At 64.5% G+C, this 26,830-nt stretch carries 25 protein-coding genes; 9 read left to right on the top strand and 16 right to left on the bottom strand.

The genetic code is table 11. The features are described from left to right. Nucleotides 1-122: 122 nt before the first annotated feature. The 3 genes from BRA471DRAFT_RS04575 (at nt 123) to radC (ending at nt 3,204) form a co-directional block, all read left to right on the top strand. Entirely contained in the window at nt 123-1,439 is a 1,317-nt protein-coding gene (locus tag BRA471DRAFT_RS04575; protein ID WP_035973541.1) for a mechanosensitive ion channel family protein, read from the top strand. 128 nt (nt 1,440-1,567) lie between these two features. After that, on the top strand, nt 1,568-2,386 hold the full coding sequence (gene map / locus BRA471DRAFT_RS04570; protein WP_007604952.1) for a type I methionyl aminopeptidase: 819 nt from the start codon (nt 1,568-1,570) through the stop codon (nt 2,384-2,386). 104 nt (nt 2,387-2,490) lie between these two features. Continuing rightward, complete coding sequence (radC, locus tag BRA471DRAFT_RS04565) at nt 2,491-3,204, top strand: DNA repair protein RadC (RefSeq protein WP_007604951.1); 714 nt, start codon at nt 2,491-2,493, stop codon at nt 3,202-3,204. On the opposite strand, the gene BRA471DRAFT_RS04560 is transcribed toward radC, so the two are convergent. Together BRA471DRAFT_RS04560 and BRA471DRAFT_RS04555 are read right to left on the bottom strand one after the other, a co-directional pair. Then, entirely contained in the window at nt 3,201-3,521 is a 321-nt protein-coding gene (locus tag BRA471DRAFT_RS04560; protein ID WP_007604950.1) for a glycine zipper domain-containing protein, read from the bottom strand. The genes radC and BRA471DRAFT_RS04560 overlap by 4 nt on opposite strands. A 163-nt stretch (nt 3,522-3,684) precedes the next feature. Then, complete coding sequence (locus BRA471DRAFT_RS04555; RefSeq protein ID WP_007604949.1) at nt 3,685-4,059, bottom strand: hypothetical protein; 375 nt, start codon at nt 4,057-4,059, stop codon at nt 3,685-3,687. 251 nt (nt 4,060-4,310) lie between these two features. Here BRA471DRAFT_RS04555 and BRA471DRAFT_RS04550 point away from each other — a divergent pair, with 251 nt between their 5' ends. After that, nucleotides 4,311-5,699, top strand: coding sequence for a peptidoglycan-binding protein (locus BRA471DRAFT_RS04550; RefSeq protein WP_007604948.1), 1,389 nt, complete (start codon nt 4,311-4,313; stop codon nt 5,697-5,699). A gap of 67 nt (nt 5,700-5,766) precedes the next feature. Here BRA471DRAFT_RS04550 and BRA471DRAFT_RS04545 read toward each other — a convergent pair whose 3' ends face one another. From BRA471DRAFT_RS04545 to BRA471DRAFT_RS04525, 5 genes are read right to left on the bottom strand one after another with little or no spacing between them, the layout of a single operon-like run. Then, nucleotides 5,767-6,459: an AprI/Inh family metalloprotease inhibitor gene (locus BRA471DRAFT_RS04545; RefSeq protein WP_007604946.1), complete on the bottom strand. Its 693-nt coding sequence runs from the start codon at nt 6,457-6,459 to the stop codon at nt 5,767-5,769. Further along, nucleotides 6,459-7,448, bottom strand: a complete 990-nt coding sequence (locus tag BRA471DRAFT_RS04540; RefSeq protein ID WP_007604945.1) for a 2-hydroxyacid dehydrogenase — start codon at nt 7,446-7,448, stop codon at nt 6,459-6,461. Before BRA471DRAFT_RS04540 ends, BRA471DRAFT_RS04545 begins: the two co-directional genes overlap by 1 nt. Beyond that, nucleotides 7,448-8,266 (bottom strand): ABC transporter permease, encoded by an 819-nt coding sequence (locus BRA471DRAFT_RS04535; RefSeq protein WP_007604944.1) that lies wholly within the window; start codon nt 8,264-8,266, stop codon nt 7,448-7,450. Before BRA471DRAFT_RS04535 ends, BRA471DRAFT_RS04540 begins: the two co-directional genes overlap by 1 nt. Continuing rightward, nucleotides 8,263-9,093 (bottom strand): ABC transporter ATP-binding protein, encoded by an 831-nt coding sequence (locus tag BRA471DRAFT_RS04530; RefSeq protein WP_007604943.1) that lies wholly within the window; start codon nt 9,091-9,093, stop codon nt 8,263-8,265. The genes BRA471DRAFT_RS04535 and BRA471DRAFT_RS04530 overlap by 4 nt, the downstream gene beginning before the upstream one ends. A 10-nt stretch (nt 9,094-9,103) precedes the next feature. Continuing rightward, nucleotides 9,104-10,126 (bottom strand): ABC transporter substrate-binding protein, encoded by a 1,023-nt coding sequence (locus BRA471DRAFT_RS04525; RefSeq protein ID WP_007604942.1) that lies wholly within the window; start codon nt 10,124-10,126, stop codon nt 9,104-9,106. 138 nt (nt 10,127-10,264) lie between these two features. On the opposite strand from BRA471DRAFT_RS04525, the gene BRA471DRAFT_RS04520 reads away from it, so the two are divergent. From BRA471DRAFT_RS04520 to BRA471DRAFT_RS04510, 3 genes are all read left to right on the top strand, one after another. Next, nucleotides 10,265-11,071 carry a creatininase family protein gene (locus BRA471DRAFT_RS04520; RefSeq protein WP_007604941.1) on the top strand — a complete coding sequence of 269 codons (807 nt, stop codon included), beginning with the start codon at nt 10,265-10,267 and terminating at the stop codon, nt 11,069-11,071. A 139-nt stretch (nt 11,072-11,210) separates the two neighbouring features. Further along, nucleotides 11,211-11,474: a hypothetical protein gene (locus tag BRA471DRAFT_RS04515; RefSeq protein WP_007597808.1), complete on the top strand. Its 264-nt coding sequence runs from the start codon at nt 11,211-11,213 to the stop codon at nt 11,472-11,474. Between the two features lie 395 nt (nt 11,475-11,869). Beyond that, nucleotides 11,870-13,834, top strand: coding sequence for a carbohydrate porin (locus BRA471DRAFT_RS04510; protein WP_063826335.1), 1,965 nt, complete (start codon nt 11,870-11,872; stop codon nt 13,832-13,834). A gap of 21 nt (nt 13,835-13,855) precedes the next feature. Here the strand turns inward: BRA471DRAFT_RS04510 and BRA471DRAFT_RS04505 are convergent, their stop codons facing one another. Further along, entirely contained in the window at nt 13,856-15,931 is a 2,076-nt protein-coding gene (locus BRA471DRAFT_RS04505; protein WP_007604939.1) for a methyl-accepting chemotaxis protein, read from the bottom strand. Nucleotides 15,932-16,173: 242 nt separating this feature from the next. Here BRA471DRAFT_RS04505 and BRA471DRAFT_RS04500 point away from each other — a divergent pair, with 242 nt between their 5' ends. After that, entirely contained in the window at nt 16,174-17,469 is a 1,296-nt protein-coding gene (locus BRA471DRAFT_RS04500; protein WP_007604938.1) for a hemolysin family protein, read from the top strand. A 214-nt stretch (nt 17,470-17,683) separates the two neighbouring features. Here the strand turns inward: BRA471DRAFT_RS04500 and BRA471DRAFT_RS04495 are convergent, their stop codons facing one another. The 3 genes from BRA471DRAFT_RS04495 to BRA471DRAFT_RS04485 form a co-directional block, all read right to left on the bottom strand. Further along, nucleotides 17,684-17,926, bottom strand: coding sequence for a PilZ domain-containing protein (locus BRA471DRAFT_RS04495; RefSeq protein ID WP_007604936.1), 243 nt, complete (start codon nt 17,924-17,926; stop codon nt 17,684-17,686). A gap of 102 nt (nt 17,927-18,028) precedes the next feature. Next, nucleotides 18,029-19,750, bottom strand: coding sequence for an FMN-binding glutamate synthase family protein (locus tag BRA471DRAFT_RS04490; protein ID WP_198287859.1), 1,722 nt, complete (start codon nt 19,748-19,750; stop codon nt 18,029-18,031). A 297-nt stretch (nt 19,751-20,047) separates the two neighbouring features. After that, nucleotides 20,048-20,821, bottom strand: coding sequence for a ferredoxin--NADP reductase (locus BRA471DRAFT_RS04485; protein ID WP_007597827.1), 774 nt, complete (start codon nt 20,819-20,821; stop codon nt 20,048-20,050). Between the two features lie 393 nt (nt 20,822-21,214). Between BRA471DRAFT_RS04485 and BRA471DRAFT_RS04480 the strand changes: the two genes are divergently transcribed. Continuing rightward, on the top strand, nt 21,215-22,018 hold the full coding sequence (locus BRA471DRAFT_RS04480) for a RimK family alpha-L-glutamate ligase (RefSeq protein ID WP_007604934.1): 804 nt from the start codon (nt 21,215-21,217) through the stop codon (nt 22,016-22,018). A gap of 21 nt (nt 22,019-22,039) precedes the next feature. Here BRA471DRAFT_RS04480 and BRA471DRAFT_RS04475 read toward each other — a convergent pair whose 3' ends face one another. From BRA471DRAFT_RS04475 to BRA471DRAFT_RS04455, 5 genes are all read right to left on the bottom strand, one after another. Next, a complete protein-coding gene (locus tag BRA471DRAFT_RS04475; RefSeq protein WP_007604933.1) occupies nt 22,040-22,888 on the bottom strand; it encodes an amidohydrolase in 849 nt (282 codons plus the stop codon). A gap of 3 nt (nt 22,889-22,891) precedes the next feature. Continuing rightward, nucleotides 22,892-23,869 (bottom strand): aldo/keto reductase, encoded by a 978-nt coding sequence (locus tag BRA471DRAFT_RS04470; protein ID WP_007604932.1) that lies wholly within the window; start codon nt 23,867-23,869, stop codon nt 22,892-22,894. A gap of 103 nt (nt 23,870-23,972) precedes the next feature. Then, nucleotides 23,973-24,905, bottom strand: coding sequence for a sugar-binding protein (locus BRA471DRAFT_RS04465; protein WP_007604931.1), 933 nt, complete (start codon nt 24,903-24,905; stop codon nt 23,973-23,975). An 89-nt stretch (nt 24,906-24,994) separates the two neighbouring features. Continuing rightward, a complete protein-coding gene (locus BRA471DRAFT_RS04460; protein ID WP_007604930.1) occupies nt 24,995-26,065 on the bottom strand; it encodes an ABC transporter permease in 1,071 nt (356 codons plus the stop codon). Next, nucleotides 26,066-26,824: an ATP-binding cassette domain-containing protein gene (locus tag BRA471DRAFT_RS04455; RefSeq protein ID WP_007604929.1), complete on the bottom strand. Its 759-nt coding sequence runs from the start codon at nt 26,822-26,824 to the stop codon at nt 26,066-26,068. Between the last annotated feature and the right edge of the window lie 6 nt (nt 26,825-26,830).

Below are 26,830 nucleotides of genomic sequence, written 5' to 3'. Positions count from 1 at the left end.
GCCCGCGTTTTGCGGCCTTAACGCACTTCACTTGGCGGTGTATCGGTGGTCCGGCCGGCTCCTTTGTGGGATTCTCCGGCGCGCTCGAATCAACACCTCCCGCCCGCTTCCCGACGAGACCGATGGACATGGACCTCAAAGACTTCATGGAGTTCGTGCAGACCACCGCGCGCAGCGTCGGGGCCGAAATCTCCTCGCCCTGGTTCTACCTGCAATTCGGGCTCATTCTGGCCGCGGCCGGCATCGCCTATGCCACGGAAGCCGCCGTCCGCAGCCGCGTCGACATGACCTCGCTGGCGATGCGCTGGCCGCTGCCGCTCCGGCACTTCGCCCGGGTGATGGTCGCCAGCGCCTCGACGGCGGCGTTCACGCTGCTTGTGATCGTCTCCCGCGTGGTCATGTACCACGCGACCTGGCCGAGCCGCAGCTATCTCCTGATGGTCGCCGCCAAGCTGGGGTTGGCCTGGCTCGCGATCCGGCTCTTGACCTCGGTGCTGCGCAACGCCTTCATCGTCAAGCTGGTGTCGATCACGGCCTGGTTCGTCGCGGCGCTCTCGATCCTCGGCGAGCTCGATGCGACGGTCGACCTGCTCGACTCCTTCGCCATCGTGCTCGGCGGCCTGCGGCTGACGCCGCTGCTGGTGATCAAGGCCGGCGCGCTGCTGCTCATCGCGCTCTGGCTCACCAACATCGCCAGCAATTTCGCCGAGAGCCGGATCAACTCGACCACCGATCTGACGCCATCGGTACAGGTGCTGCTGGTCAAGATCATCCGCATCGGCCTGCTTGCGGTCGCGATCGTGATCGCGCTCGGCACGGTCGGCATCGATCTCTCGGCGCTCGCGGTGTTCTCCGGTGCGGTCGGCGTCGGCATCGGTATCGGCCTGCAGAAGATCGTCGCCAATTTCATCTCGGGCATCATCCTGCTCGCCGACAAATCGGTGAAGCCCGGCGATCTCGTCACCATCGGCGACAACACCGGGCGGATCAGCGCGATGAAGACGCGCTATATTTCCGTCGCCGCCGGCGATGGCCGCGAATTCCTGGTGCCGAACGAGGATCTGGTGACGCAGAAGGTCGTCAACTGGACCTACACCGACAAGAACACGCTGGTGAAAATCGCCTTCGGCACCAATTACGACGCGGACCCGCGGCTGGTCTGCAAGCTCGCCGCCGAGACCGCGGCCGCGCATCCGCGCGCACAGAAGGGCAAGCCGCCAAACTGCATCCTGACCGAATTCGCGGAAGCCGGGATGAAGTTCTCGCTGACCTTCTGGATCGCCGACCCCGACGGCATGGACAACGTCAAGAGCGACGTGATGCTGGCGCTGTGGGACGCCTTCAAGCGCGAGGGCATCCGGGTTCCCTATCCCGTGCGCGAAATCCGCGTCCGCGGCGGTGCCCTCCCGGTGGAAACCACCGTAGAAGTCCCGAATTGAGCCGGCTTTTCGGCGCATGCGCGCCAAGCTTGGCTTGCATGAAGGCTCGCGATCATTAAATTAGGGCCTTAAATCAGACCCTTGCGCCCACCTCGATACCGGCCCCGTGCCGAGAAGACCGCATCCGCATGAGCTACGTCGAAGCTACCGATACCTCGCTGCGCAAGACCGGGCAGATCAAGCTGCATGGGCCAAGCGCCTTTGCCGGCATGCGCAAGGCGGGAGCGCTGGTGGCGAAGTGCCTCGACGAGCTCACCGACATCGTCGGGCCGGGCGTTCCGACCGAGCGCATCGACCAGTTCGTCCGCGACTTCGCCTTCAGCAACAATGCCTATCCGGCGACGCTGATGTATCGCGGCTACCGCTATTCGACCTGTACCTCGCTCAACCACGTGGTCTGCCACGGCATGCCCGGCGACCGTCCGCTGAAAGAGGGCGACATCGTCAACATCGACGTCACCTTCATCGTCGACGGCTGGTACGGCGATTCCAGCCGGATGTATGCGGTCGGCCCGATCGCCCGCAAGGCCGAGCGGCTGATCGAGGTGACCTATGAGGCGATGATGCGCGGCATCGCCGCGGTGAAGCCCGGCGCCACCACCGGCGACATCGGCCACGCCATCCAGAGTTTCGTCGAGCCGCAGGCCATGAGCGTGGTGCGCGATTTCTGCGGCCATGGCCTCGGGCGCATGTTCCACGACGAGCCGAACATCATCCATATCGGCCGGCCCGGCGAAGGCGTGCAGCTCAAGCCCGGCATGTTTTTCACCATCGAGCCGATGATCAATCTCGGCAAGCCGCATGTGAAGATCCTGTCCGACGGCTGGACCGCCGTGACCCGCGACCGCTCGCTGTCGGCGCAGTTCGAGCATTCGGTCGGCGTCACCGCCACCGGCGTCGAGATCTTCACGCTGTCGGAGCGGCACGGCGAGAAGCAGATCGGGTGATTGCGGCTGACGGCTGACCTTCGGGTCGCCGGCTGGCGTGAACCGGGTTCATCGCCGCAATTGACGGTTGCAAAAACGATTGCCCGCGGCAATGCTGGCGGCCGATGCCCGCCAAGACCGACCACGACAAGAGCAAGCCCGAAGAAGCGCCGCACTATCTCGGCCATCGCGAACGGCTGCGCGAGCGCTTCTACAGCGCGGGTGCGGACGCGCTCAGCGACTACGAGCTGCTGGAGATGGCGCTGTTTCCGGCGCTGCCGCGGCGTGACACCAAGCCGCTGGCGAAGTCGCTGATCAAGACCTTCGGCTCGTTTGCCGAGGTCGTGCATGCGCCGGTGGCGCGCCTGCGCGAGGTGGACGGCATCGGGGAATCCGCGATCCACCAGCTCAAGCTGATCGCGGCGGCGTCGCATCGCGTCGCCAAGGGCGGGGTCAACAGCCGCAACGCGCTGTCGTCCTGGAACGAGGTGATCGACTATTGCCGCACCAGCATGGCGTTTGCCGAGAAAGAGCAGTTTCGCCTGCTGTTTCTCGACAAGCGCAACCAGCTCATCGCCGACGAGGTGCAGCAGACCGGCACCGTCGATCACACCCCGGTCTATCCGCGCGAGGTGATCAAGCGCGCGCTGGAATTGTCCGCGACCGCGCTGATCCTGGTGCACAACCACCCCTCAGGCGATCCCTCGCCGTCACAGGCCGACATCCAGATGACCAAGGCGATCATCGACATCGCCAAGCCGCTCGGCATTTCGGTGCACGACCACATCATCGTCGGCAAGAGCGGGCATGCGAGTTTGCGCGGGATGCGGTTGATCTAGTAGCAATATCGCGGGTCGACCGGGACATAGGAGCCGTCCCGGCGCTGCATGTAGCAGCCGCGCTGATAGGCATAATAGCCAGAGCGGCGGCGTTCGCCCTCGGAGGCGATCGCAGCCCCCGTGCCGGCACCGACGACCGCGCCGATGGCAGCGCCGCGGCCTCCGCCGATGGCGCCACCCACGATCGCTCCGCCGACGCCGCCGAGGATGGCACCGCCAATTGCGTCCTGCGCCGCCGCCTCATGAGCAGGCATCGCCATCACGACTGTCAGACATGCCGCGATAGCGAAACTTCCAATGCGAAGACCTCGAAGCATGCTCGCCCTCCCCTGTGGTCAGACAAGTGATAGCGCCGCAGCCGGATTCGGACCAGAAGAATCACCACGCCGGGACCCGGCACTTCTCGCGATGGCGTCGGAGGCTCGGCTGGAAGGCGGCTCAGGCCAAGCCGCGCGCGCGCCGCGGGCCAGCCGATTCATCTCAAGCATCGATCCAGCGCTGCACGGCCTCGGCGGTGTCGGCCGGCGTGGTGTTGAAGCAGATCGCGGCGTCAGGCGCCAGGCGGTGGACGAGGTTGAGCACCTTCTCGAACAGCAGCAGGCGCTCCCTAGGCTCGCGCAGCCCCGCGCCGATCACGATGCAGTCGAAATTCTCCTCGCGCAACGCTGCCGTCACAGCGGCTTCCGCCGCGGCATCGAGATCGATCAGGCAACTCGTGACTTCGTAACCGAGATCGCGCAGGCGCAGCAGCTGCGCATCGATATAGTCGCGCACGAGCGCCGGCGTGAGCTGCGGGAATGCACTGTAGTCCGCGTTGCCGGGTTCGATGCCGATCGCGAGGACGCGCGTGGTCATGCTGAGCTCCTTGCCGGACTGCCTCGCGTCGCTAACCGAGCAGCGGCCCTCTCGGTTCCCTCACCGGCGGTCGCCCTAATCCCGGTCCTGTCGCTCATTTTCCCGGCGAGGTTGTAACCCACTTCACACGCGGCGGCGCGGCGGCCTGCCAGACTTGCGGGAGATCACGCTGGCCTCGCGCCCTGATCACGGCACTGGTCCATTTCGACTGACGCGCAGTTGCGAAAATCCATTCATTGCGGGAGCGGAAAATGATTTCATTCGAGAGTCTGAAAAGCGAATACGAGGGCAATTGGTCCAATCTCGAGATCCGGCCTTCACGCCTCTCCGACGCGAACGCGGTCGCGCGCAAGGCCATCAACGGCAAGGCGACCTATCAGCAGATCGAACGGCTGACCGGCGTCCCCTGGTATTTCGCTGCCCTCTGCCACTACCGCGAGTCCAATTTCGATTTCGACACCTACCTCGGCAACGGCGAAACGCTTCATCGCGCCACGACCATCGTTCCGAAAGGGCGCGGCCCGTTTGCCACGTTCGTGGACGGCGCCGTGGACGCCTTCAGAATCGAGAATTTCATCGGCGCTCACGACTGGGGGATCGCGCGGATTCTGTTCCGGCTCGAAGCGTTCAACGGCTTCGGCTATCACGCCAAGGGCTGCAATTCGCCCTATCTCTATGGCGGTTCGACGCTGTATGGCCCGCCCGAGGCAAGGGCTGGCAAATTCGTCCGCGATCATGTGTTCGATTCGAACCACGTCGATTCCCAGCTGGGCACCGCGGTGATCCTGCATGCCATGATGTCGCTGGATTCCTCGATCACCCTCGACTGCAGCCCGCAATTCGCCAGCCGCGCGGAGCCGGAGGACGACGCGGCGTCGACGATCGTTCTCATGCAGCAGGCGCTCAACAAGCTCGGCGCCAATCCGCCGCTCGCCGAGGACGGCATCAGCGGACCAAAGACCAGAACCGCGGTCTCGCAGTTTCAGCAGCAGAACGGCCTGAGGGATACCGGACTTCTCGACGGCGCCACGGTCGCCGCCCTCACGCGCGCTGTGCAGTCGGGCCCCAGCGGATCGAGCGGCGATGTGTCCAGGATCATGAAGCGGCTGGAGGATCTCGCGCAATTGCTGAGGCCACCGGTCGGCGCCGTGATCCCGGCAACGACGACATCGGGCAATACGCTGCCCGCCACCACGGATCCGATCAGCCTGTTCGAACGGCTCTTCTCCCTCGTCAACAAGACCGCCCCCATGCCAGGACCCCTCACCCCGACCAGCCCCGCTCCCGTCGATCAATTGAAGCAGGTCGTCGACCTGCTCGGCACCTTGCTCAACCGGGACGGCAAGCCCGTCCTCGGCCAGGTCAATGGCGCGCTCGGCGATACCATCGGCAAGATGCTCGACGGCAAGAAGACCGCGCTCGGCATCGGCGGCTCGCTGATCACGGCGCTGCTCTCGTCAGTGACCGCGAGCCCCAACGCAGGCGGTATTGCCGGACTGCTCGGGACGCTCGTGTCGGCCGTGCCGGGCCTCGGCCAGTTCGCGATGCCGATCTCGCTGGCGCTCACGGCCTGGGGCGTGCTTGGCAAAATGGAGAAGTGGGCCCAGGGCACCGCGCCGCCGCCCAGGCCGACGACGTAGCCTGAGGTCATCCTTCGAGACGCCCGCCTATGGCGGGCCCTCAGGATGAGGTCGGGCTTCGCGGCGCCTACTGCCGCAGCATGATCAGAGGATCGGCGGTATCGGGCACGCGCCGCCATTGCGCGTTGTCGTCGGCCTCGAACTGCCAGGCCTCGCCGGCCTTCGACAGCAGGATGATCTGGCCGCGGTCGAGCCGCCATTGCGTCGGGTTGAACTGCGCGATGGCTGCATCGCATTTCGGCTTGAGGAAGACCTGGAAATTGTCCGGCCCGGCTTCCGTGTTGGTCAGCGTCAGCCCGCAGACCGGCTGGCCGTTGCCGCGCACGATCGACCAGTCGCCGATCATCTGGTCCATCGACTTCGCCATCGAGCGGGCGGCGGCGAGGTCTTGCAGGATGTAGACGCCCTCGCCTTGGCGCAGGCCCTCGAAGATGCCGGCCTCGACCTCGGTGAAGTCGATCACGGCTTCACCGCTCGCATCCTGCAGGCGGACGATGTCGAGACCCCTGACGCTCCAGGCGACGATGTCCTTGGTGAAAGGCAGCGCGGCCTTGCAGGCCGGCTCCAGCTCGAGCTTGAAGCCTTGAGCAGCAGTGTCGGCCTTGAGCGTGACCACGCAGGTCTTGCTGCGCTCGGTGGTCGAGAGCTCCCACTGCCCGGGCATTTCCTTCTTCAGGGTCGTCGTATCCTGCGCCAACGCGATGCCGATCGCGGCCAAGTAGGCCGCGACGGCGAATGCAACGACCCGAAGAGCTCTCATCAGCGCCCCTTGAAAGGCGTTTCCGCAACCGGCGTCAACGGCGCCTTGCCTGAGAACCAGGACTTGAGATTGTCGACCACGAGCTGGTCCATCGCGTTGCGCGTCACCACCGACGCCGAGCCGATATGCGGCAGCAGCACCACGTTCTGCATGGTCTTGAGCTCGTCCGGCACATTCGGCTCGGCCGCGAACACGTCGAGACCGGCGGCAAGGATGGTGCCGGACTTGAGCGCCTGGACCAGCGCAGGTTCGTCGATCACCGAGCCGCGCGCGACGTTGACCAGCACACCGCGCGGGCCGAGCGCCTTCAGCACCTCGGCGTTGATCATCTTGTTGGTCGAGGCGCCACCGGGCACGATTACCATCAGCGTGTCCACGGCCTTCGCCATCTCGATCAGGTCGGGGTAATGTTTGTAGGAGACGTCCTTGGACGGATTGCGGGTGTGATAGACCACCGGCACCAGCGAGGCATCGAGCCGGCGCGCGATCGCCTGTCCGATCCGGCCCATGCCGACGATGCCGACCTTGCGATCGCGCAGCGAGCCGACGCTGAGCGGATAGTTCTGGGTCTGCCAGAGACCGGAGCGCACATAACGGTCGGCCTTGATGAACTCACGCACCGTGGAGATCAGAAGCCCCATCGCGACGTCGGCGACCTCCTCGGTCAGCACGTCGGGCGTATTGGTGACGATGATGTTGTGCTCGGCGGCGTATTTCGCGTCGACGTGGTCGTAGCCGACGCCGAAGCTCGCCACCATCTCGATCTTCGGCAGCTGCGACAGCGAATCCCTGTCGGCGCGCACGGTGTGATAGGTCACCGCCACGCCGCGGATCTTTTCGCGGATCGCCGGCGTCAGCCGCTCGAGATCGCCCCGCGTCTCTGCCTTGTGCACGACGAAATGATCGGAAAACCCGTTCTCGAGGATCGGCCGGACCGGCCCATAAATCAGAAGGTCGATCTTTTCGGACGAAATCGAACCGGTGGTCATCAGTTGTCCTTTCCAAGCGCGCTCTCGTGCCAGCGCCGTAAAACGAGGTGGGAAACTAGCGCCAGCACCCCATAGATGACAATCCCGGCCAGCGACAACAGCAGCAGCGCTGCGAACATGCGGGGTATGTTCAAGCGGTAGCCGGATTCTGCGATCCTGTAGGCGAGCCCGGAGCCGGCGCCGGCCGTTCCCGCCGCGATCTCGGCCACGACCGCGCCGATCAGCGACAGGCCGCCGGCAATGCGCAGGCCGCCGAGAATATAGGGCAGCGCCGCGGGCAGCTTGAGAAAGCGCAGGGTCTGATGCGGCGAGGCGCCATAGAGCTGGAACAGGCCGGCGAGGTTGCGATCGACCGAATTGAGCCCGAGCGTGGTGTTCGACAGCACCGGGAAAAAGGCGACGATGAAGGCGCAGACCACGACCGCGGTCTGTTGCTCCAGATAGATCAGCAGCAGCGGCGCGATCGCGATGACCGGCGTGACCTGAAGCACTACGGCATAGGGGAACAGCGATGCTTCTACCCATTTGGACTGATTGAACAGCAGCGCCAGCGCGATGCCGCCGATGCTGGCCGCGACAAAACCTTCAAGCGTGGTCAGCAGCGTCGCGGCGAGCGACTGTGACAGCACCGCCCAATCCTTGATCAGTGTCACGAATATGACGGAGGGCGCCGGCAGCACGTAAGGCGGGATGTCCTTGATGCGGACCACGAGCTCCCAGGCGAGCAGGCCCGCCGCGAACACGATGACGGGCAGCACGAAGCGCACCGCGCGTTGCGCGCCGGACGGCTTCGCAGTGACGGAAGCTTGCGCGTTCATAGCGTCGACTGCCCTGCATAGGACGGCGCCAGCGCCGCCGACACTTTGCGGCAATAATCGGAATAGGCGACTGAAGTGCGAAACTCCTCGCCACGCGGCTCGACCGTCTCGATGCGGAAGTCGGCCTGGATGCGGCCCGGCCGCGCCGTCATGACCACCACGCGCTGCGACAGATAGACGGATTCGAACACCGAATGCGTGACGAAGATGACGGTCTTGCCAAGCCTGCGCCACAGCGCGAGCAAATCGTCGTTGAGGCGGAAGCGCGTGATTTCGTCGAGCGCGGCGAACGGCTCATCCATCAGGAGGATGTCAGGGTCGGTGACGAGCGCGCGCGCCAGCGACACCCGCATCTTCATGCCGCCGGAGAGCTCGCGGGGAAAGGCGTCGACGAAATCGGCAAGCCCGACGCTTGCCAGCGCCTCGTCGGCACGCGCGCGCGCCTCCGCCTTAGGAACGCCTGCGAGCTTCAGCGGCAATCGCACGTTCTCGCGTACGCTGGTCCAGGGCATCAGGGTTGGTTCCTGAAACACGAAGCCGATGCCATGACCTGGTTGAACAAGACCTGGCTGGGGTCCGCGCTCGCGACGCGCCAGCCTCACGATACCGGATGACGGCGCGCTGAGCTCCGCGATCAGCCGCAGCGCCGTCGACTTGCCGCAACCTGACGGACCCAGCAGCGAGATGAACTCGCCCTTGCGCACCGCAAGATCGAGCGGACCGAGCGCCAGCACGCCGTTGTCATAGGTCTTCGTCACGCCGCGCAGGCTGACAGCCAGGGCCGTCAGGCCGGTCTCGACCCCCGCCGACGTTTGGACTGATGACATCGGCCTTGCGCTACGGCTTGCTCGGGCGCAGCTCGGCGCCGACGCCCTTGTTGACGAAGCGCAGCGTATAGGATTTGCGGAAATCGAGGTCCGCCTTCACCACGCCTGCCTTCACCATCTTGTTGAAGAAGGAGGTGTAGCGCTCGTCGCTCATCGCACCGATGCCGTTCTTCAGCGAATCGCCGGAATCAACGATGCCGTATTCCTTCATCTTGGCGACGGAATAGGCGAGCAGCTCGTCGGTCATCTCCGGATTGAGCTTCTTGATCATGGCGTTGCCGGCGGAATTGTCGCGGTAGATGTAATTGTACCAACCGACCATGGAGGCATCGACAAAGCGCTGCACCAGGTCGGGTTTCTTCTCGACCACGTCGCGGCGGCTCTCGATCAGGGTCGAATAGGTGTTGAAGCCGTAATCGGCGAGCAGCAACACGTTGGGCTTGAAGCCGGCGGCCTTCTCGACCGCGAAGGGCTCGGAGGTGACGTAACCCTGCATCGCGCTCTTGGGATTGGCAATGAAGGGCTGCGGATTGAAATTATAGGGGCGAACGTTCTTCTCGCTGAAACCGTATTCGGATTTGAGCCACTGGAAATAGCTGGTCATGCCCTCCTTGGAGACGAACAGCGTCAGCGGCTTGAGGTCCTCGATCTTGGCGACCTTGGCATCGGGCTGCGTCAGCATCACCTGCGGATCCTTCTGGAACACCGCGGCGATGGTGACGACTGGGACGTTGTTGGCGACCGCGTCGAACGACATCAGCGTGTTCGCGGCCATAAAGAAATCGATCTTGCCGGCGATCAGGAGCATCCGGTTGTTCTCGTTGGGCCCACCGGGAACGATGGTGACGTCCAGCCCATATTTCTTGTAAGTGCCGTCGGCGACGGCCTGGAAAAAGCCGCCGTGCTCGGCCTCGGCGACCCAATTGGTGCCGAAGGTGACCTTGTCCAGCGTCTCGGCGCGCGCCGGGGCCACCGAGACGAAAGCGGCCATCAGGCCCGCCGTTAAGGCTCGCCGCAGATGAGAGGGGCTCATGGTGGGACTCCGTCGATCGCTGCTGGCCGATGTCCAAGCAACGCGATAAAACCGCAAGACATTCAGGGACGCGAGCCGGCCTGGCCCGCGTCCCCTGATAACCCAAATTACGCGACAATTTCGGGCAAAGAAACCTTGATGACGCCTTCCCGCGACTGGACCGAGATCCGCTGGGCCGATACCAGCCCCGACGAGGTTTCGCGCTGGATCGCGGTGCTGCCGCTGGCGGCGACCGAGCAGCACGGCCCGCATCTGCCGCTCGAGACCGACGTGCTGATCGCGGACGCCTATCTCGCGCGGATGCGCGAGCTCCTGCCCGAGAGCACTCCGGCCACTTTCCTGCCCGTTGAACCGATCGGGATTTCCACCGAGCATATCGATTATCCGGGCACGCAGACGCTGCCGACTGAAATCGCGCTGAAGCGATGGACAGGGATCGGCGAGGACGTCGCGCGGCGCGGATTAAAGAAGCTCGTCATCATCACCAGCCATGGCGGCAACAGCGCGGCCATGATGCTGATCGCACAGGATTTGCGCGCGCATCAGAAGCTGTTCGTGGTGACGACGTCGTGGTCGCGGCTGTCGGGCGCGGACAAGCTGTTCCCGGCCGACGAAGTGCGTCACGGCATCCACGGCGGCGCGATCGAAACCTCGATCATGCTGGCGCGCTATCCCGATCGGGTGCGCGGTGATGCGATCGCGGATTTTCCCGCGAGCAGCATCGCGATGGAGCAGCAATATCGCTGGCTGTCGACGCAGCGACCCGCACCATTCGCCTGGCAGGCGCAGGATCTCAACCCCAGCGGCGCTATCGGCAATGCGACGCTGGCCGTGGCCGCGAAGGGCGAGCAACTGATCGACCAGGGCGCCCGCACTTTTTGCGAGCTGCTTGCCGAGGTTGATAACTTCGACGTGAACAGGCTCGCCACAGGCCCGCTCGGCTAGCTCTTATCCTCCTGGAATCATTCGGAAAAGATCCAGACTCGACCTCCGCTTTTGCCGGATTCGAACCGGGCGCGCGGAGCCTCCGTCCAACTCGGTACGCGGGCCACAACGGACCGCCTCAACCCGGATGGAGTTTCACATGTCGATCAAGACCAAGATTTTCGCAGTTGCCCTCACCGCGCTCACCCTGACCGGCAGCGTCGTGGCCACCACCTCGCAGGCGCAAGCCAAGCCGCTGGGCTGGGGCGTCGGCGTCGGCCTGGGCATCGCCACCGCCGCCGTCGTCGGCTCCGCGATCGCCGCCAGCAACGACCCCTATTACAACGGATATCACCGCTGTGGCTGGGCCGCCCAGTACAACGCCTTTGGCCAGTACGTCGGCCGCGTTCGTACCTGCTTCTGATTTGAGTCCCTGAGGCCGATCTCACGTGGATCCTGCGTCCGACACGGGCGCCTCATCCACCCCGTGTCGTGCCCCCGACCCCGCCCGGATGTCCCCCCGGGCGGGGTCAACCGTTTTGGGACCTTGGAATTTGTTGCAGTCCCGTCACATCGCGATGCGAACCATCCCCTGCGGCAATCTGCACTAGTTGCTATTGCGAATTAATCGCAATAAGGTTCGCAACGGGCTCAGGAACTTGGGAGGAAGTCGCGCCGAATCGGGATCATCTGGTCCGATCGCGGAGCGCCTAAGCCTGATGACAGGGTCGCCGCGAATCGGCAGGGATAGTGCGGCGAGTGGACACATTCGCGTTGGGGGCGTGCGTTTTGACGTTGAGAGCTCACCGTTACAGGTATTTGCGAACGGCCGCGGCGATTGCCTCGGGCGTATTGGCTTTTCCCGCCACCAGCCGCGCGGCCGATCTGCCGCTGAAGGCACCGGCCTTGAAGGCGGTCTATGACTGGACCGGCCTCTATATCGGTGCGCATGCCGGTTTCACCCGCGGCACGTCCTCGGCCACGCTGACCGATCCCACGGTCGCGACCGACAATCATGTCTTCACCGGCGCGACCGGCGGCGTGCAGGCCGGCTACAATTGGCGCCTCAATTCGGGCTTCCTGCTCGGCGTCGAAGGCGACATCTCCTTTCCGAACTATCTGCCTTCGAACCATGTGGTGTCGTCGGCTGCGACCGCCCTGTCGAGCGCCGAGGAACGTTGGGACTATGTCGCGAGCCTGCGCGCGCGGCTCGGCTACACCACCGGCCCCTTTCTGTTCTACGCAACCGGCGGCGCCGCGTTTGCCGGCGAGCGCTTCCTCTCGACACCGACCGGCGGCACTGAGGAGAAGGTGTTGAACACGCGGTTCGGCTGGACCGCCGGCGGCGGCGTCGAATATGCCTTCGCGCCGCACTGGAGCGCTCGGCTGGAATATCTCTACAGTAAATTCGAGAACGCCCACGTCACCTTCCCCTCCGGCGCGCAATATTCGTCCTCGATGGATTTCCAGAGCCTGCGGATCGGCCTCAATCGCAAGATCGACTGGCCGGGCCTGCCGACTTACAACCCGAAGTCGGATGTGACGGACACCGAGTCCAGCCGCTGGGAGATTCACGGCCAGTCGACCGTGCTGGGGCAGGGCTACCCCGCGTTCCACGCGCCCTATACCGGACCGAACAGCCTGCTCCCGTCGCCGGATTTCCAGCAGACCTGGAGCAACTCGCTCTATCTGAATGCGCGGCTGTGGGATGGCGGCGAGGTCTACTTCAATCCCGAGCTGCTGCAGGGCTTTGGCTTCAATAACACGACGGGCGCTGCCGGCTTTCCCAATGGCGAAGCGCAGAAGTCCGGCTTCCCCTATCCGCACTTCAACGCCTCGCGGCTGTTCGTGCGCCACACCTTCGGCTTCGGCGGCGAGCAGGAGGAGCTTCCCAGCGGCCAGTTTCAGCTTGCCGGCAAGGCCGACGTGTCGCGTCTGACCTTGCAGGTCGGAAAGCTCTCCGTGGTCGACGTGTTCGACGGCAATTCCTATGCGCACGACCCGCGCAAGGACTTCATGAACTGGTCGATCTGGGCATCCGGCGCCTTCGACTACGCCGCCGACAAGCTCGGCCTCGGCTATGGCGCAACGGCCGAATTGAATCAGAAGCAATGGGCGCTACGCGCCGGCTACTTCCTGATCGACGCGCAGTCCAACTCGAACAATTTCGACATGAATATCGGCCGCCGCGGCGAATATGTCGTCGAGCTCGAGACCCGATATTCGCTGTTCGGCCAGCCCGGCAAGCTGCGCACACTCGGCTTCGTCAACAGCGCCTATTCCGGCAGCTATCGCGAGACGCTGGACAATCCCCTGCTTAACCTCGACATCAGCCAGACCCGCCGCGGCCGCCTCAAATACGGCTACGCTTTGAACGTCGAACAGGCGATCACCGACGACGTCGGCGTGTTCGGCCGCTGGAGCTGGAACGACGGCCGCAACGAGATCATGGCCTTCACTGACATCGACCGCAGCCTGTCCGGCGGCGTCTCGGTCAAGGGAGCGAAATGGGGCCGACCCGACGACGTCGTCGCCATTGCCGGCGCGATCAACGGCCTCTCGCAGGACCATCGCGACTTCATCGCCGCCGGCGGTCTCGGTCCGCTGATCGGCGACGGCCAGCTCAACTACCGCAGGGAACGCGTGCTGGAGACCTATTACGCCTACGCGCTGAACAAGGCCCTGACCTTCACCGCGGATTACCAGCTCATCGTCAATCCCGCCTACAACGCCGATCGCGGCCCGGTATCGGTATTCTCAGGACGGTTGCACGGAGAGTTCTGAGCGCTCCCCGCGGCGCGTTTTCTAGGCCGCCCGGATCGCGTCCAGGAACTTCCTGACCTCGAGCTTGAGGCGGCTGCTCTCGCCGGACAGCGACTTCGCTGACGCGAGCACGGTGGAGGAGGCCGATCCGGTCTGGCTCGCGCCGCGCTGCACGTCGACGATGCTGGCGGAGACCTGTTGGGTGCCGCGCGCCGCCTGCTGCACGTTGCGGGAAATCTCCCGCGTCGCCGCGCCCTGCTCCTCGACCGCGGAGGCGATCGCCGATGCGATCTCGGACATGCGGGTGATGGTGTCGCTGATCGACTTGATGGCGCCAACGGAATCCTCCGTCGCGCTCTGGATTCCCGTGATCTGCTGGCTGATCTCGCCGGTGGCCTTGGCGGTCTGCTCGGCGAGTGCCTTGACCTCGGAGGCGACCACGGCGAAGCCGCGTCCGGCCTCGCCGGCGCGCGCCGCCTCGATCGTGGCATTGAGCGCCAGAAGATTGGTCTGGCCCGCGATCTGGCTGATGAGTTCGACGACGTCGCCGATCCGGCCGGCAGCCTTGGCGAGCTCGCCGACATAGTCGTTGGTCCGCGCAGCCTGCTGCACCGCTTCGCTGGCCACCCGCGCGGAGTCCTGGACCTGCCGGCCGATCTCGTCGACCGAGGACGCCATTTCCTCCGCGGCCGCGGCAACGGTCTGCACGTTGCTGGAGGCCTGCTCGGAGGCGGCCGCGACGGTTGCGGTGACCTTTTCCGATTGATCGGCGGTGCTCGTCAGCGTTCCCGCCGACACTTCCAGCTCCGACGATGCCGACGAGACGGTGTTGATGACCTCGCCGATCAACGCTTCGAAATCGCGCGCGATCTGGTCCATGCGCTGGCTGCGCCGGAGTTTCGCCTCGGCTTCCACCGCGGCGGCCTCGTCGGCGGCCTTCTTGGCCGAGAGCGAATCCTTGAAGTGCTGGAGCGAGCCCGCCACCTGGCTGATCTCGTCATTGCGGCCCGTCACGGGAATCTCGACCTCGTGCTGTCCGGCGGCGAGCGTTGCGATCACGTCTGCGAGCCGGCTGAGCGGCGACACCACGCGCCTGCGCAGCATCATGGTCACGCCACCGAGTGTCCCCAGCAGCGCCAGCACCGCCACGCCCGCGAGCGCGAGCATCGCCAGCGCGCCATCGCGCGCGGCCGAGGCGCGCTCGGCAGCTTCCGCGAGCGCGGCATCGCGCACGCCGTAGAACATCTGGATGGCGGGCACAATGACTGTGGCCAGCTCTTCGGCGTTGATGCCGTACTTGCCGTCGCCACGTGCCGCAGGCATCTCCTTGTCCACGGCAGCGGCTGCTTTCCCAAAATAAGAATCGATCGCCGCTTTCAGCGCGGTGGCGATGCGAGGCGGGCTTCCGAGCTGGTCGATGCCGGCCTCGATGCGCTCGCGGTCCGCCTCGACACGCCCCTGCATACGATCCATCAGCGAGAATTCGGCTGCCGTGAGCGGTCGGCGTGCGCTCAGCGCCGGCGACAGCGTGGCGGCCCGGCTGCCGGCCGAGACGCGCAGATCCTGTGCGGTTCGCGCCAGGCCCAACAGTGCCGCAAGCGAGGAATCGGCATTGATGACCTTCGCTTCGAGCCGGTTCATGATCGGCTCGATATTGCCGATGACCTCTGCAACGCCCGGTAGGAAGCCCTTGACCACAGCGCTGTCGCGCGCCGCCAGGGGCACGCTCATCGCGCGGTCTGCAGCGGTGTAGATATCCTTGAGCCGCCGGGCGGTACGGTCCAGGTTTTCGATCATCGGTCCGGAATCATCCAGCACAAGGATGGCGCGCCTTGCCCCCTCGAATGCGGCATCGGCCGCTTTCGCGGCTTTCGCGGCGCCGTCGATCTGGGCCTGCGTCGCAGAATTCTCCTGGAAGATCGGGGAAATGTAGGGGGCACGAAGGCCGGCAACGTGCTGACTGACCATCAAGGTCGCACCAAAGGCGTCTACTGTCTTGATCGCGTCGGAGCGGTTCGTGAAGATGCGCGCCTGGGGTATGAGCACCTCGGCGCCAAGGATGACTGCAAACACCGTCACCGTCAGCATCGACAGCGCAAAAAGTTTCCCGATCCGCATTCTGATCCCCCGAATACATTCCTGCAAATGTCGAGAACCTAGCTGGTCGCCGCTAAGAGCCCGTTAAGCAACGGCATGCCCGTAGTTCCGCGGGGTATGGGCTTCGAGCACCTTCCGGGACGGCGTCGCCGAGGTTCCCTCGCGGTGACGGATGCGACAGAATCGTCGGCATTTCGTCCTCGAATACCTATATCAAGGCCTGTGCTGCCATACGCGCCACACTCCCTTACCTCGGAACATCAATGCTCTCCGCCGAACTCGCCATCGTCGTCGTCCTGATCGTCATCAACGGCTTGCTGTCCATGTCCGAGCTGGCCGTGGTCTCGTCACGCCCGGCCCGGCTGTCGATGCTCGCCGCCAAGGGGGTCCGCGGCGCCGAGCGGGCGCTGACGCTCGCAGCCGATCCCGGCAAATTCCTCTCGACGGTGCAGATCGGGATCACGCTGGTCGGCGTCCTCTCCGGCGCGTTTTCGGGCGCGACGCTCGGACAGCGGCTGACGCAATGGCTGCTCGAACTCGGCCTGTCCGCAGGAATTGCCGACATCGTCGGCGTGGGCCTGGTTGTCACGCTCATCACCTACGCCACCCTGATCGTCGGCGAACTGGTGCCCAAGCAGGTGGCGCTGCGCGATCCCGAAAGCATCGCGGTTAGGGTTGCACCCGCGATGCACGTGCTTGCGAAGGTCTCGCTGCCGCTGGTCTTCCTGCTCGATCTCTCCGGCAAGCTGATCCTCACGCTGCTCGGCCATGGCGGCAAGTCCGAAGAGAAGGTCTCGGAAGACGAGATCCATCATCTCGTCAGCGAAGCCGAAAGCGCGGGCGTGCTCGAGTCAGGTGAAAAGGAGATGATCGCGGGCGTGATGCGGCTCGGCGACCGGCCGGTCGGCGCGATCATGACGCCGCGCACGGAGGTCAACGAGATCGACCTGAACGATACGCCGGAGAGCATTCAAGCGACCATCGCCAAGAGTCCGCATTCGCGCTTTCCCGTGTCCGACGGCGACCGCGACAAGCCGATTGGCGTGCTCCAGGCCAAGGACCTGCTGGTCGCCTTCATGAACGAGCGCACGCCGGATTTGCGCGTGCTGGTCCGCGAGGCGCCCGGCATTCCCGCCTCGGCCGATGCCCGCGACGTGCTGGCGATCCTGAAGGCTGCGCCGGTGCATGTCGGCCTCGTCTACGACGAATACGGCGCCTTCGAAGGCATCGTGACGACGGCTGACATTCTGGAATCCATCGTCGGCGCCTTCCATTCCGAGGAAGGTCCGCCGGAACCGGCCTACGTTAAGCGCGCGGACGATTCGCTGCTGGTGTCAGGCTGGATGCCGGTCGACGAATTCGGCGAGCTGCTCGGCATCGAACTGCCGCCGCACCGCTACAACACCGTCGCCGGCCTCGTGCTGCAACAGTTCAACGTGCTGCCTGATGTCGGCGACGCCTTCGACTTCGGCGACTGGCACATCGAGGTGGTCGATCTCGACGGACGGAGGATCGACAAGATTCTCGCGAGCCGGCGGAGCGAAGTAGAGACGGGGTGAGCCACTCTCGTCGTCCCGGACAAGCGCAGCGAAGCGGAGCGCAGATCCGGGACCCATAGCCACAGGATTGAGTTTGGCGAAGACTGGCAGTTGCGCGGTACTGCTGTCTGCGCATGATCGACAGATCACGCGGTATGGGTCCCGGATCTGCGCTGGCGCTTGTCCGGGACGACGGCGGAGTTTGTGGTTAGAGCCTGCGCCAAACTCAAGCCCCTCACCCGAACCTCACCCCGATCCGCTTTTCCTTGCGCCAGATCACGGTGCAGCCGAGATGTGTTCCGTCGGCCTGGACCAACAGGCTGAAATGATCGGGGATGCCGACGGGACTGCTGACGTCGAGCGCGGCGCCGGTATCTGACAGGTTGCGGATGGTGCAGTCGATCGCGCCGCCGCCGCCGAACTCGATCGTCCCGGCCTTCAGCACGCGATGCCTTGCCTTGTCGCGCCGCTCGTCCATGGCGACAATCTACACCCAAAGTTGAACCAAACGTTAAACGCAGCCCTCGCTGCGATGCCTTTACGCACGGGGGGCCTGCGGCCTTGCAAGTGGACCGGCGTCCTACAGCGCCGGCTGGAACGTCTCCGTCCGCGCCATCCGCCAGGCGTCGCGGAAGCGCGGGTCTTCGGTGCCTTCGAGCAGCTCGCCCGGACGCAGCGACGGATAAAGCTGCGCGAAGGATTTCACGTCCGTCGTCGAGGTGCGCTGGGAGAAGTGGATCGGGCGCAGCTGCTGCGGATGCTCGAGACCGGCCGCGGCGATCAGCTCGGTCAGCGAGTGCAGCGTCGCCAAGTGATAATTGTGCACGCGGTCGATCTTGAGCGGCACGTAGAGCGCGCGCGCCCGCGTCGGGTCCTGCGTCGCGACGCCGGTCGGGCAGCGGTCGGTGTGGCAGCTCAGCGACTGGATACAGCCGAGCGAGAACATGAAGCCGCGTGCCGAATTGCAGTAGTCCGCGCCGATCGACATGGCGCGTGCCATGTCGAACGCGGTCGCGATCTTGCCGGAGGCGCCGATCTTGATGCGGTCGCGCGCGTTGATGCCGATCAGCGCGTTGTGGACGAAACTGACGCCCTCGCGCATGGGCATGCCCAGATGGTCCATGAACTCCAGTGGCGCGGCACCGGTGCCGCCCTCGTTGCCGTCGACGACGATGAAATCGGGATAGATGCCGGTCTCTATCATCGCCTTGCAGATCGCCAAGAATTCCCAGGGATGGCCGATGCACAGCTTGAAGCCGGTCGGCTTGCCGCCGGAGAGCTTTCGCATCTCGCCGATGAACTGCATCATGCCTGTTGGCGTCGAGAAGGCGCGATGCGAGGCCGGCGAGATGCAATCCTCGCCCATGGCGACCCCGCGGATCTTGGAGATCTCCTCCGAGACTTTCGCCGCCGGCAGCACGCCGCCATGACCGGGCTTGGCGCCCTGGCTGATCTTGAGCTCGACCATCTTGATCTGGTCCTGGCTCGCGACGCGCGCGAAGGCTTCGGGATCGAAGGTGCCGTCGAGATGGCGGCAACCGAAATAGCCCGAGCCGATCTCCCAGATGATGTCGCCGCCCATCTCCGCGTGATAGGGGCTGAAGCCGCCCTCGCCGGTGTCGTGCGCGAAGCCGCCCTTCTTGGCGCCGGCATTCAGCGCGCGCACGGCGTTCGGGCTGAGCGCGCCAAAACTCATGGCGGAAATGTTGAACACCGAAGCCGAATACGGCTTGGCGCAATCCGGTCCGCCGATGGTGACGCGGAATTTCTCCTCGGCATGCGTCTTCGGAGAGACCGAATGATGCATCCACTCATAACCCTGGCGGTAGACGTCCTCCTGGGTGCCGAACGGACGCTTGTCGAGCTGCATCTTGGCGCGCTGATAGACCACCGCACGGATGTCGCGCGAGAACGGCATGCCGTCCTTCTCGCTCTCGAAGAAGTACTGCCGCATCTCCGGGCGTATCTCTTCGAGCAAAAAACGGATATGCGCCGAGATCGGGTAGTTGCGCAGAACGGCGTGACCCTTCTGCATGAGGTCGCGGACGCCAAGAGCCGTCAACGCGCCGAAGATCAGGATCGGGATCAGCAGGATGTCGAAGATCTTGCGGTCGGCGATGCCGATGCCGATCAGAAGCGCGGTGACCACCGCGCAGATCGTCAGGACGATGAAGCGCGGGGAGAATGGCAGCAGCAGGGTTTCCATGATCCCCTCTTCCGCCAGCGGCAGCCATTTGGGCGATAAGTTGGACGATAAGTTGGACGATTCCTGCGTCTTATTCACGTCGGCCACGATTCCCATCCTCTCGCCAGCATGAGGCGGTACGATACGCCCGCGCCTGTCATACGGATATGACGCGGCGGTTGTTTCACGCTAGCGAATTCGGCGGGGACAAATCAATCAGCCCGATGGGCGGGCTGCTGCGGTGCAGCAGAGGGCGGGCATTAACCGGTCGAGGCGCTTTACGCACAGCCGTCGTCCTGGCGAAAGCGATGCCCCCTAAGGGGGCGGATTCGAGGACTGACAACGAGCAGCCTTCGCCAAACTTCATTCGGCGGGTATAGGTCCTGGCTTTCGCCAGGACGACGTCGAGAGGGCCTACCGCTCGACGAACGCCTTTTCGATCACGAAATGGCCGGGCTTGTTGCCGGAGCCCTCGACAAAGTCGCGGCCCTCGAACATCAGTTTCAGCTCCTCGAGCATCGCCGGGCTGCCGCACATCATGATGCGGTCGGTCGCGATGTCGAGCGGCCCCTGGCCGATGTCGTTGAAGATCTGCTCGGAGCTGATGAGGTCGGTGATGCGGCCGCGGTTCTTGAACGGCTCGCGGGTCACGGTCGGGTAGTAGATGAGCTTGTCCGCGAGCAACTCCCCGAACAGTTCGTCCTCGCGAAGACCGGCGACGAGCTTCTCGCCATAGGCGAGCTCGGAGACCTGACGGCACCCGTGCACCAGCACGATGCTGTCGAATTGGTCGTAAACCTCGGGGTCCTTGATCAGGCTGGCGAAGGGCGCCAGGCCCGTGCCGGTCGAGAGCAGCATCAGCCGCTTGCCGGGAATGAGGTTGTCGGTGATCAGCGTGCCGGTCGCCTTGCGGCCGACCAGGATGGTGTCGCCTTCCTTGATCTTCTGGAGACGCGACGTCAGCGGGCCGTCCTGAACCTTGATCGAGAAGAACTCGAGCTCTTCCTCGTGATTGGCGCTCGCCATGCTGTAGGCGCGGAGCAGCGGGCGGCCCTCAACCTCGAGGCCGATCATCGCGAACTGGCCGTTCTGGAAGCGGAAGCCGGAATCGCGGGTGGCGCGAAAGCTGAACAGGGTGTCGGTCCAGTGCTGGACGGAAAGAACCTTCTCTCGGTAAAACGCGCTCATGACTTTCGATATTCCGAATAATTGCGGGTTTAGGGCAAAAGCGCTGCCCGGCCCCTGAAAGCGGGGCGGACACCATTGCCATGGCGGAGGATTTCGCGAGTGTGATCTACGCCATTGAGACCAATAATCAACCTCGTTCCGGATGCAATTGATGCCGGTCAAACCGGCATTTGCGGCGGAAATGGTCGCATCATTAATGGATCTGCTGTCCGGCGCATGCGGAGGGCAATTTCTTTTCCCTCCGAGGCTCGAATACAGCACTTAATTTCCGTAGCGCTCGCGAGAATTTCATTAAGAATAGCTCTGATTTCACCCCCGTTTGGCGCCGTTTCCCGGATTTTGCGGCTTTTGGCGCCAAGATCGACTGGAACTGGAAACTGGCGGCTGAGACACATGGCGAGCGGCGAGCGGATCTTCGTCCAGGCGATCAAGCGCTATTGCGCAACCCATAGCATTGCGCTCGATGTCCGTGCCGATGGCTGGCTGCTCGCGATGCGCCGGGGCGAGCAACGCCGCTTCGCGTTCGGCTACGACATTGGCCTCAACAGCGCCATCGCGCACCGCCTGGCCAACGACAAATCGGCCACCGCCGAAGTGCTCGCGCTCGAGGGCGTGCCCTGCATTCCCCATCGCCTCTTCCTCAATCCCAAATTGGGCGAGAAAGTTGTCGGCGTCGCCTGGCGAGAGGCAATGCTGGCACTGCTTCACGACAATCCGCAAGGCGTGGTGGTGAAGCCGAACGAGGGGACGTCGGGACGATCCGTTTTCAGGGTAACGACGGAAACAGAGCTCGATCATGCGGTTGGCGAAGCCTTTTCGATGAGCGCCGGACTCGTGATCTCACCCTATGTCGTGATCGAGGACGAAGTTCGCGTGGTCCTGCTCGATGATGTGCCACTCGTCGTCTACAGCAAGCAGCGTGGCTCGGATTGGCGGCACAATCTCGATGCGGGCGCAAAGCCCGTGCTGATGCAGGACGGCGATCTTCGCACAGCCTGCGCAAAGCTCGCCATCGACGCCGCCCATGCCATCGGCGTCACCTTCGCCTCGATCGACCTCGTGCGCGTCGAGGGCGTCTGGCACGTGCTCGAGATCAATTCCGGCGTGATGATGGAGGCGCTGTCGAAGCTGCATCCGGAGCTGGTGCGGACGACGTACGATGCGGCGCTGGATCTGGTGTTTGGGGACAAACACTGAAGCGACACGCGCGCTGCGGCTTCAACTCACCGCCAGCCGATACGCGGCCTTGGCATTCACACCGAACGCCTTCTCCCGCACCTGCGGCCCGAGCTTCGTCAGGCAGGCCTCCAGCGCGCCCTTGATCTCACCATAGCTGCCCGCGAGCAAACATACCGGCCAGTCCGAGCCGAAGATCAGGCGATCTTCGCCAAAGCATGTCGCGGCGTGCGCGACGAACGGAAACAGCCGCTCCGCATTCCAGTCGCTCCAAACCGCTTCCGTCGCCAGCCCCGAGACCTTGCACCAGACATTGCCGCAGGCCGCGAGTGCCGCGATGCCATTGGACCATACAGTGCTTCCACCATCGGCGATCGGCGGCTTGGCTGCGTGGTCGAGCACGAAGCGCGCCTGCGGGAAGGCCTGTGCGGTTGCGATCGCGGCCGGCAGCTCGCGGGTGCGGACCAGGAAATCGTAGGCAAGATCGTGCGCGAACACGGCCGTGAGGCCGCGCTGAACGTCCTCGCGCAACAGCCAATCCGGGTCGGCCTCGTCATGGACCTGATGGCGGATGCCGACCAGCTTGTCGCCGCCGGGCGAAGCGCGCAGCCGGTCCAGCGTCTCGCCGAGTGCAGCGTCGGTCAGATCAGCCCAGCCGACGACGCCGATCACCGAGGGCGTCGCATGCGCGATCCGCAGGAATTCCTCGGTCTCCGCCAGCTCGGAGCGGCACTGCACCAGGATGCTCGCGTCGATGCCGTTCGCCTTCAAGAGCGGCGCGAGATCGGCCGGACCGAAGGCACGCCGGATCGGCGTGAGCTCGGGCGCGTCCATCCAGGGATAGTCGGCGCGCGCGGGATCCCAGAAATGCTGGTGAGCGTCGATGATCATGCCCTACGCTCCGCCGGGCAATGGAGCGCGGGCATCGACGAGTTTTCGCGCACGCAGCTCCTGCCAGAACGCCGCCGGCACCGCCATCTCCGACATCGCGATGTTGTCGGCAATTTCCGCGGCATTGCGCGCGCCCATCACGGCGACCGTGACCGCCGGATGGGCCATGCAGAAATGCAGCGCCGCGGCTTTCAGCTCGGTGCCGTGCTTGCGGCAAAGCTCGTCGAGCGCGAGCGCGCGGGCGACGAGTGCCGCATCGGCGTCCTGATAGTTGAACTTCGCGCCCGTGTGCGGATTGGCCAGGATGCCGCTGTTGTAGATGCCGCCGAGCAGGATGCCGATGTTCTTCGCGGCGCAGACCGGGAACAGCGCATCCAGCGCGCCCTGATCGAGCAACGTGTAGCGGCCGGCGAGCAGGAAGCAGTCGACCGGAACGGTCTCTGCGAACCGGACCAGCATGTCCGACTGGTTCATGCCGGCACCGATCGCCTTGACAGTGCCCTCACTGCGCAGGCGCTGGAGCGCGCGGAAGGCGCCGGCGACGGCGTCGTCGTAGTGGTCGTCGGGATCATGCACGAGCAGGACATCGACGCGGTCGAGCCCAAGCCGCGCCAGGCTTTCCTCCACCGACCGCATCACGCCGTCATGACTGAAATCGAACACCGGCCGCTCCCGCGACGTGCCCTTGTAATGCTCGTCCTCGGCGGCGGCGCCATCGGGCGCACGCAGCAGACGACCGACCTTGGTCGAGATGGCGTAGGAGTCACGGGGCTGTTGCCGCAGGAATGCGCCGAGGCGTCGCTCCGCGAGGCCAAAGCCGTAGAGCGGCGCGGTGTCGAAGAAGCGGATTCCGAGCGACCAGGCGCGGGCGATGGTCGCCTCCGCATCGGCATCGCTGACGGGGGTGAACAATCCGCCGAGAGGCGCGGAACCGAGGCCGAGCGAGGTGACATCGAGAGAGCCGAGCCGCGACCTTTTCATTCCCATTGCCTCGTCAGTCTTCCCCAACAGCAAAATCATCTCTCCCGCTTGCGAAAACCGCAAGCGGGAGAGGCACGCGAGGAGCGCGGGGCTGGGGACGCTCCTATTTCAGCATCTTCGCGACGTTGTCCTTGGTCACGAGATCGAGGCCGGTATAGATGATCTCCGGCACCTTCTGGCCCTTCTTGATCGCCAGCAGAGTGTCCATCGACTTCTCGCCCATCTCGAACGGGCGCTGGCCGGTCAGCGCGTTGGAATAGCCGTCGCGCAGCAGTTCGAGCTGCATCTTCAGCGTGTCGGCGACGACGAGGGTGAACTTGCCGGCATCGATGTCCTTCTTGTTCTTGTTGACGAAGGCCTTGTAGCCCTCGGGCGCGAACATCGGCCAGCCGCCGACCGGTACGATCGCGGCGAGGTCCGGCGTCGCGGTGCGGAGGTCTGCCATCTGCTGAACCGCAAGCGCGGAATCGTCGTTGCAGAAGGTCGGCGACCCAGCGACCTCGACCCATTTCGAACCCTTGAGCGCTTCCCGCACGCCGTCGACGCGCTCGGCGAGGTTCTTGGCGCCCGGACCGCCGGAGACCACGGCGTATTTGCCGCCCTCGGGCCGGAGCTGCAGCAGCTGCTTGCCCAGTGCGAGACCGAAGTCCTTGTTGTTGGTGCCGATATAGGCGATGCGCTTGGAGCCCGGCGCATCTGCGTCAAACGTGATGACGGGGATGCCGGCCGCGGCTGCCGCGTCGATCGACTTGGTCATCGCCGCAACGTCGGCGACCGAGATCGCAAGCCCATCCACCTTCTGCGTGATGAAGTCCTGGATGATCTGCGCTTGTGTCGCCGGCTCGTGCTCGATCGGCCCCTTGTAGATACATTCGACGTTGCCGAGCTCCTTGGCGCGCTTGAGGCAGCCATCGCGCGCCACGTCGAAGAACGGATTGTTCATCGCCTTGGGCACGACCGCGAACTTGTAGGTCTGGGCGAACGCCGGCGTTGCCATCATCGCGACGGCCATACCAGCCAGAAGTAATTTCCTCATAGTTTCCCTCCACACTTGTGATGCCTATCCTTTGAAAGTTTCCGGGAGGCGGATAGACGTTAAATCGTTATTCTCCCGGAAAAGTCGTCTCAAGTCATGCGCGACCGGATGCGGTCGACCAGCACGGCGAGGATGATGATCACGCCCACCAGCGTCTGCTGCCAGTAGGAGTTGACCTGCGCGAGCACGAGGCCGTTGCGGATCACCTCGAGCAGCACGCAGCCGACGATGGCACCGAGCGGCCCGCCGACGCCGCCGGCCAGGTTGGCACCGCCGATGACGGCCGCGGCGATCACGTTCAGCTCGTACGAGGTCGCCATGTTCGCGGGCGCCGATCCGAGCCAGCCCGAGATGATGATGCCCTGCAGCCCCGCGGCGAGCGCGCAGACCGCATAGACCTGGATCTTGACGCGCACGACCGGGATGCCGGTCAGCTCGGCCGCCTTCTCATTGCCGCCGAGCGCGAAGACATGGCGGCCGAAGGAGCTGTGATGCAGCACGACCGCCATGATCGCGGCGAGGATCACCAGGTAGATGAAGGGCATCGGCACGCCGAATATGTCGCCCGAGGTGAGCGCATAGAAATAGTTGGCATCGGGGCCCCCAGGGAAACTGCCGCGGCCGTTCGAGACGACATAGGCGAGCCCACGCACGATCGAGAGCATGCCGAGCGTGGTTACGAACGGCGATAGTCCCAACACCGCGATGCAAAAGCCGTTGACGAGCCCGACGAGCAGCGCGACCACGAGCCCGGCCAGCACCGAGAGCAGCAGGATCAGGCCCGGCACATTGGCAATTGCGGTCTTACCGTCGGCGGCCAAGTGGACGAACGGCGATCCGGGCGCCGACAGCTCGACCATCACCATTGAGGTGATCATTGCGGAAAAGCACATCATCGAGCCGACCGAGAGGTCGATGCCGCCGGTGATGATGACGAAGGTGATGCCAAGGGTGGCGATGGCGATGAAGGAAAAGTTCTTCGCCACGTTCTGCATGTTGCCTTGGGTAAAGAAATAGGGGCTCGCAAAATGCATCACGAGGAGCAGCACTGCGAGCGCGACCAGGACGTAACCGGTTTGCGAGGCGAACAGGCCGCGCTGCCACCATCTGACCTTGCCGATGTTGGTGAACGTGATCGGAGATTCCAATTGCATCGCCATTTACGCAGCCTCCTTCGCGCCGGTGATGAGGGCGGTCACCTCCTCGGGGCTGGTGTCCCGGATCGGCTTGTCGGCGCGCTTCTCGCCGCGACGCATGACGATGACGCGGTCGCACACCGCGAACACGTCGGGCATGCGGTGCGAGATCAGCATCACGGCAACGCCCTGCTCCTTCAGCCGGTGGATCAGGCCGAGCACCTGCTCGACCTGGCGGACCGAGATCGCGGCCGTGGGCTCGTCCATCATGACCAGCTTCGCGTTGGAGAGCCGCGTCCGCGCAATCGCAACCGCCTGGCGCTGGCCGCCCGACATCTGCTTGACGAGGTCGTCGGGGCGCGTCTCCGAACGCAGCTCCCCGAACAGCTCCAGCGCACGCGCCGCCATCGCCTTGTGGTCGAGCAACGCGAACGGCCCGATCCTGCGCTTCAGCTCGCGGCCGAGAAAGACGTTGGCCGCCGCCGTGAGATTGTCGGCGAGCGCAAGGTCCTGATAGACCACCTCGATGCCGACGCCGCGGGCATCGACGGGCCGGTTGAAATGAACCGCGCTGCCGGCGAAACGGATTTCGCCGTGGCTGGGGCGGAAATTGCCGGCGATGATCTTGACCAACGTCGACTTGCCCGCGCCGTTGTCGCCCATTAAGCCGACGACCTCGCCGGGGAGGACGTGCATGTCGACTTCATGCAGCGCGCGGATCGCGCCGAACTCCTTGCCGATGCCGGTCAACTCGAGGACCGGTGTCGCTTGTGCATTTGTCATCAGCGG

The organism is Bradyrhizobium sp. WSM471, from assembly GCF_000244915.1.
Taxonomy (GTDB): domain Bacteria; phylum Pseudomonadota; class Alphaproteobacteria; order Rhizobiales; family Xanthobacteraceae; genus Bradyrhizobium.
The sequence above is the reverse complement of the archived record's forward strand: the minus strand, read 5'-3'. Positions and strand labels throughout refer to the sequence as shown.

Excerpts from the sequence above, each read along its gene's own strand:
- BRA471DRAFT_RS04540 (WP_007604945.1), bottom strand. The coding sequence starts at position 7,448 with ATGACCACCGGTTCGATTTCGTCCGAAAAGATCGACCTTCTGATTTAT.
- BRA471DRAFT_RS04495 (WP_007604936.1), bottom strand. The coding sequence starts at position 17,926 with ATGGACGAGCGGCGCGACAAGGCAAGGCATCGCGTGCTGAAGGCCGGG.
- radC (WP_007604951.1), top strand. The coding sequence starts at position 2,491 with ATGCCCGCCAAGACCGACCACGACAAGAGCAAGCCCGAAGAAGCGCCG.
- BRA471DRAFT_RS04535 (WP_007604944.1), bottom strand. The coding sequence starts at position 8,266 with ATGAACGCGCAAGCTTCCGTCACTGCGAAGCCGTCCGGCGCGCAACGC.
- BRA471DRAFT_RS04545 (WP_007604946.1), bottom strand. The coding sequence starts at position 6,459 with ATGAGAGCTCTTCGGGTCGTTGCATTCGCCGTCGCGGCCTACTTGGCC.
- BRA471DRAFT_RS04455 (WP_007604929.1), bottom strand. The coding sequence starts at position 26,824 with ATGACAAATGCACAAGCGACACCGGTCCTCGAGTTGACCGGCATCGGC.
- BRA471DRAFT_RS04505 (WP_007604939.1), bottom strand. The coding sequence starts at position 15,931 with ATGCGGATCGGGAAACTTTTTGCGCTGTCGATGCTGACGGTGACGGTG.
- BRA471DRAFT_RS04470 (WP_007604932.1), bottom strand. The coding sequence starts at position 23,869 with ATGAAAAGGTCGCGGCTCGGCTCTCTCGATGTCACCTCGCTCGGCCTC.
- BRA471DRAFT_RS04485 (WP_007597827.1), bottom strand. The coding sequence starts at position 20,821 with ATGAGCGCGTTTTACCGAGAGAAGGTTCTTTCCGTCCAGCACTGGACC.
- BRA471DRAFT_RS04560 (WP_007604950.1), bottom strand. The coding sequence starts at position 3,521 with ATGCTTCGAGGTCTTCGCATTGGAAGTTTCGCTATCGCGGCATGTCTG.
- BRA471DRAFT_RS04530 (WP_007604943.1), bottom strand. The coding sequence starts at position 9,093 with ATGTCATCAGTCCAAACGTCGGCGGGGGTCGAGACCGGCCTGACGGCC.
- BRA471DRAFT_RS04515 (WP_007597808.1), top strand. The coding sequence starts at position 11,211 with ATGTCGATCAAGACCAAGATTTTCGCAGTTGCCCTCACCGCGCTCACC.
- BRA471DRAFT_RS04465 (WP_007604931.1), bottom strand. The coding sequence starts at position 24,905 with ATGAGGAAATTACTTCTGGCTGGTATGGCCGTCGCGATGATGGCAACG.
- BRA471DRAFT_RS04490 (WP_198287859.1), bottom strand. The coding sequence starts at position 19,750 with ATGGGAATCGTGGCCGACGTGAATAAGACGCAGGAATCGTCCAACTTA.
- BRA471DRAFT_RS04575 (WP_035973541.1), top strand. The coding sequence starts at position 123 with ATGGACATGGACCTCAAAGACTTCATGGAGTTCGTGCAGACCACCGCG.
- BRA471DRAFT_RS04475 (WP_007604933.1), bottom strand. The coding sequence starts at position 22,888 with ATGATCATCGACGCTCACCAGCATTTCTGGGATCCCGCGCGCGCCGAC.
- BRA471DRAFT_RS04555 (WP_007604949.1), bottom strand. The coding sequence starts at position 4,059 with ATGACCACGCGCGTCCTCGCGATCGGCATCGAACCCGGCAACGCGGAC.
- BRA471DRAFT_RS04550 (WP_007604948.1), top strand. The coding sequence starts at position 4,311 with ATGATTTCATTCGAGAGTCTGAAAAGCGAATACGAGGGCAATTGGTCC.
- BRA471DRAFT_RS04525 (WP_007604942.1), bottom strand. The coding sequence starts at position 10,126 with ATGAGCCCCTCTCATCTGCGGCGAGCCTTAACGGCGGGCCTGATGGCC.
- map (WP_007604952.1), top strand. The coding sequence starts at position 1,568 with ATGAGCTACGTCGAAGCTACCGATACCTCGCTGCGCAAGACCGGGCAG.
- BRA471DRAFT_RS04500 (WP_007604938.1), top strand. The coding sequence starts at position 16,174 with ATGCTCTCCGCCGAACTCGCCATCGTCGTCGTCCTGATCGTCATCAAC.
- BRA471DRAFT_RS04480 (WP_007604934.1), top strand. The coding sequence starts at position 21,215 with ATGGCGAGCGGCGAGCGGATCTTCGTCCAGGCGATCAAGCGCTATTGC.
- BRA471DRAFT_RS04520 (WP_007604941.1), top strand. The coding sequence starts at position 10,265 with ATGACGCCTTCCCGCGACTGGACCGAGATCCGCTGGGCCGATACCAGC.
- BRA471DRAFT_RS04460 (WP_007604930.1), bottom strand. The coding sequence starts at position 26,065 with ATGGCGATGCAATTGGAATCTCCGATCACGTTCACCAACATCGGCAAG.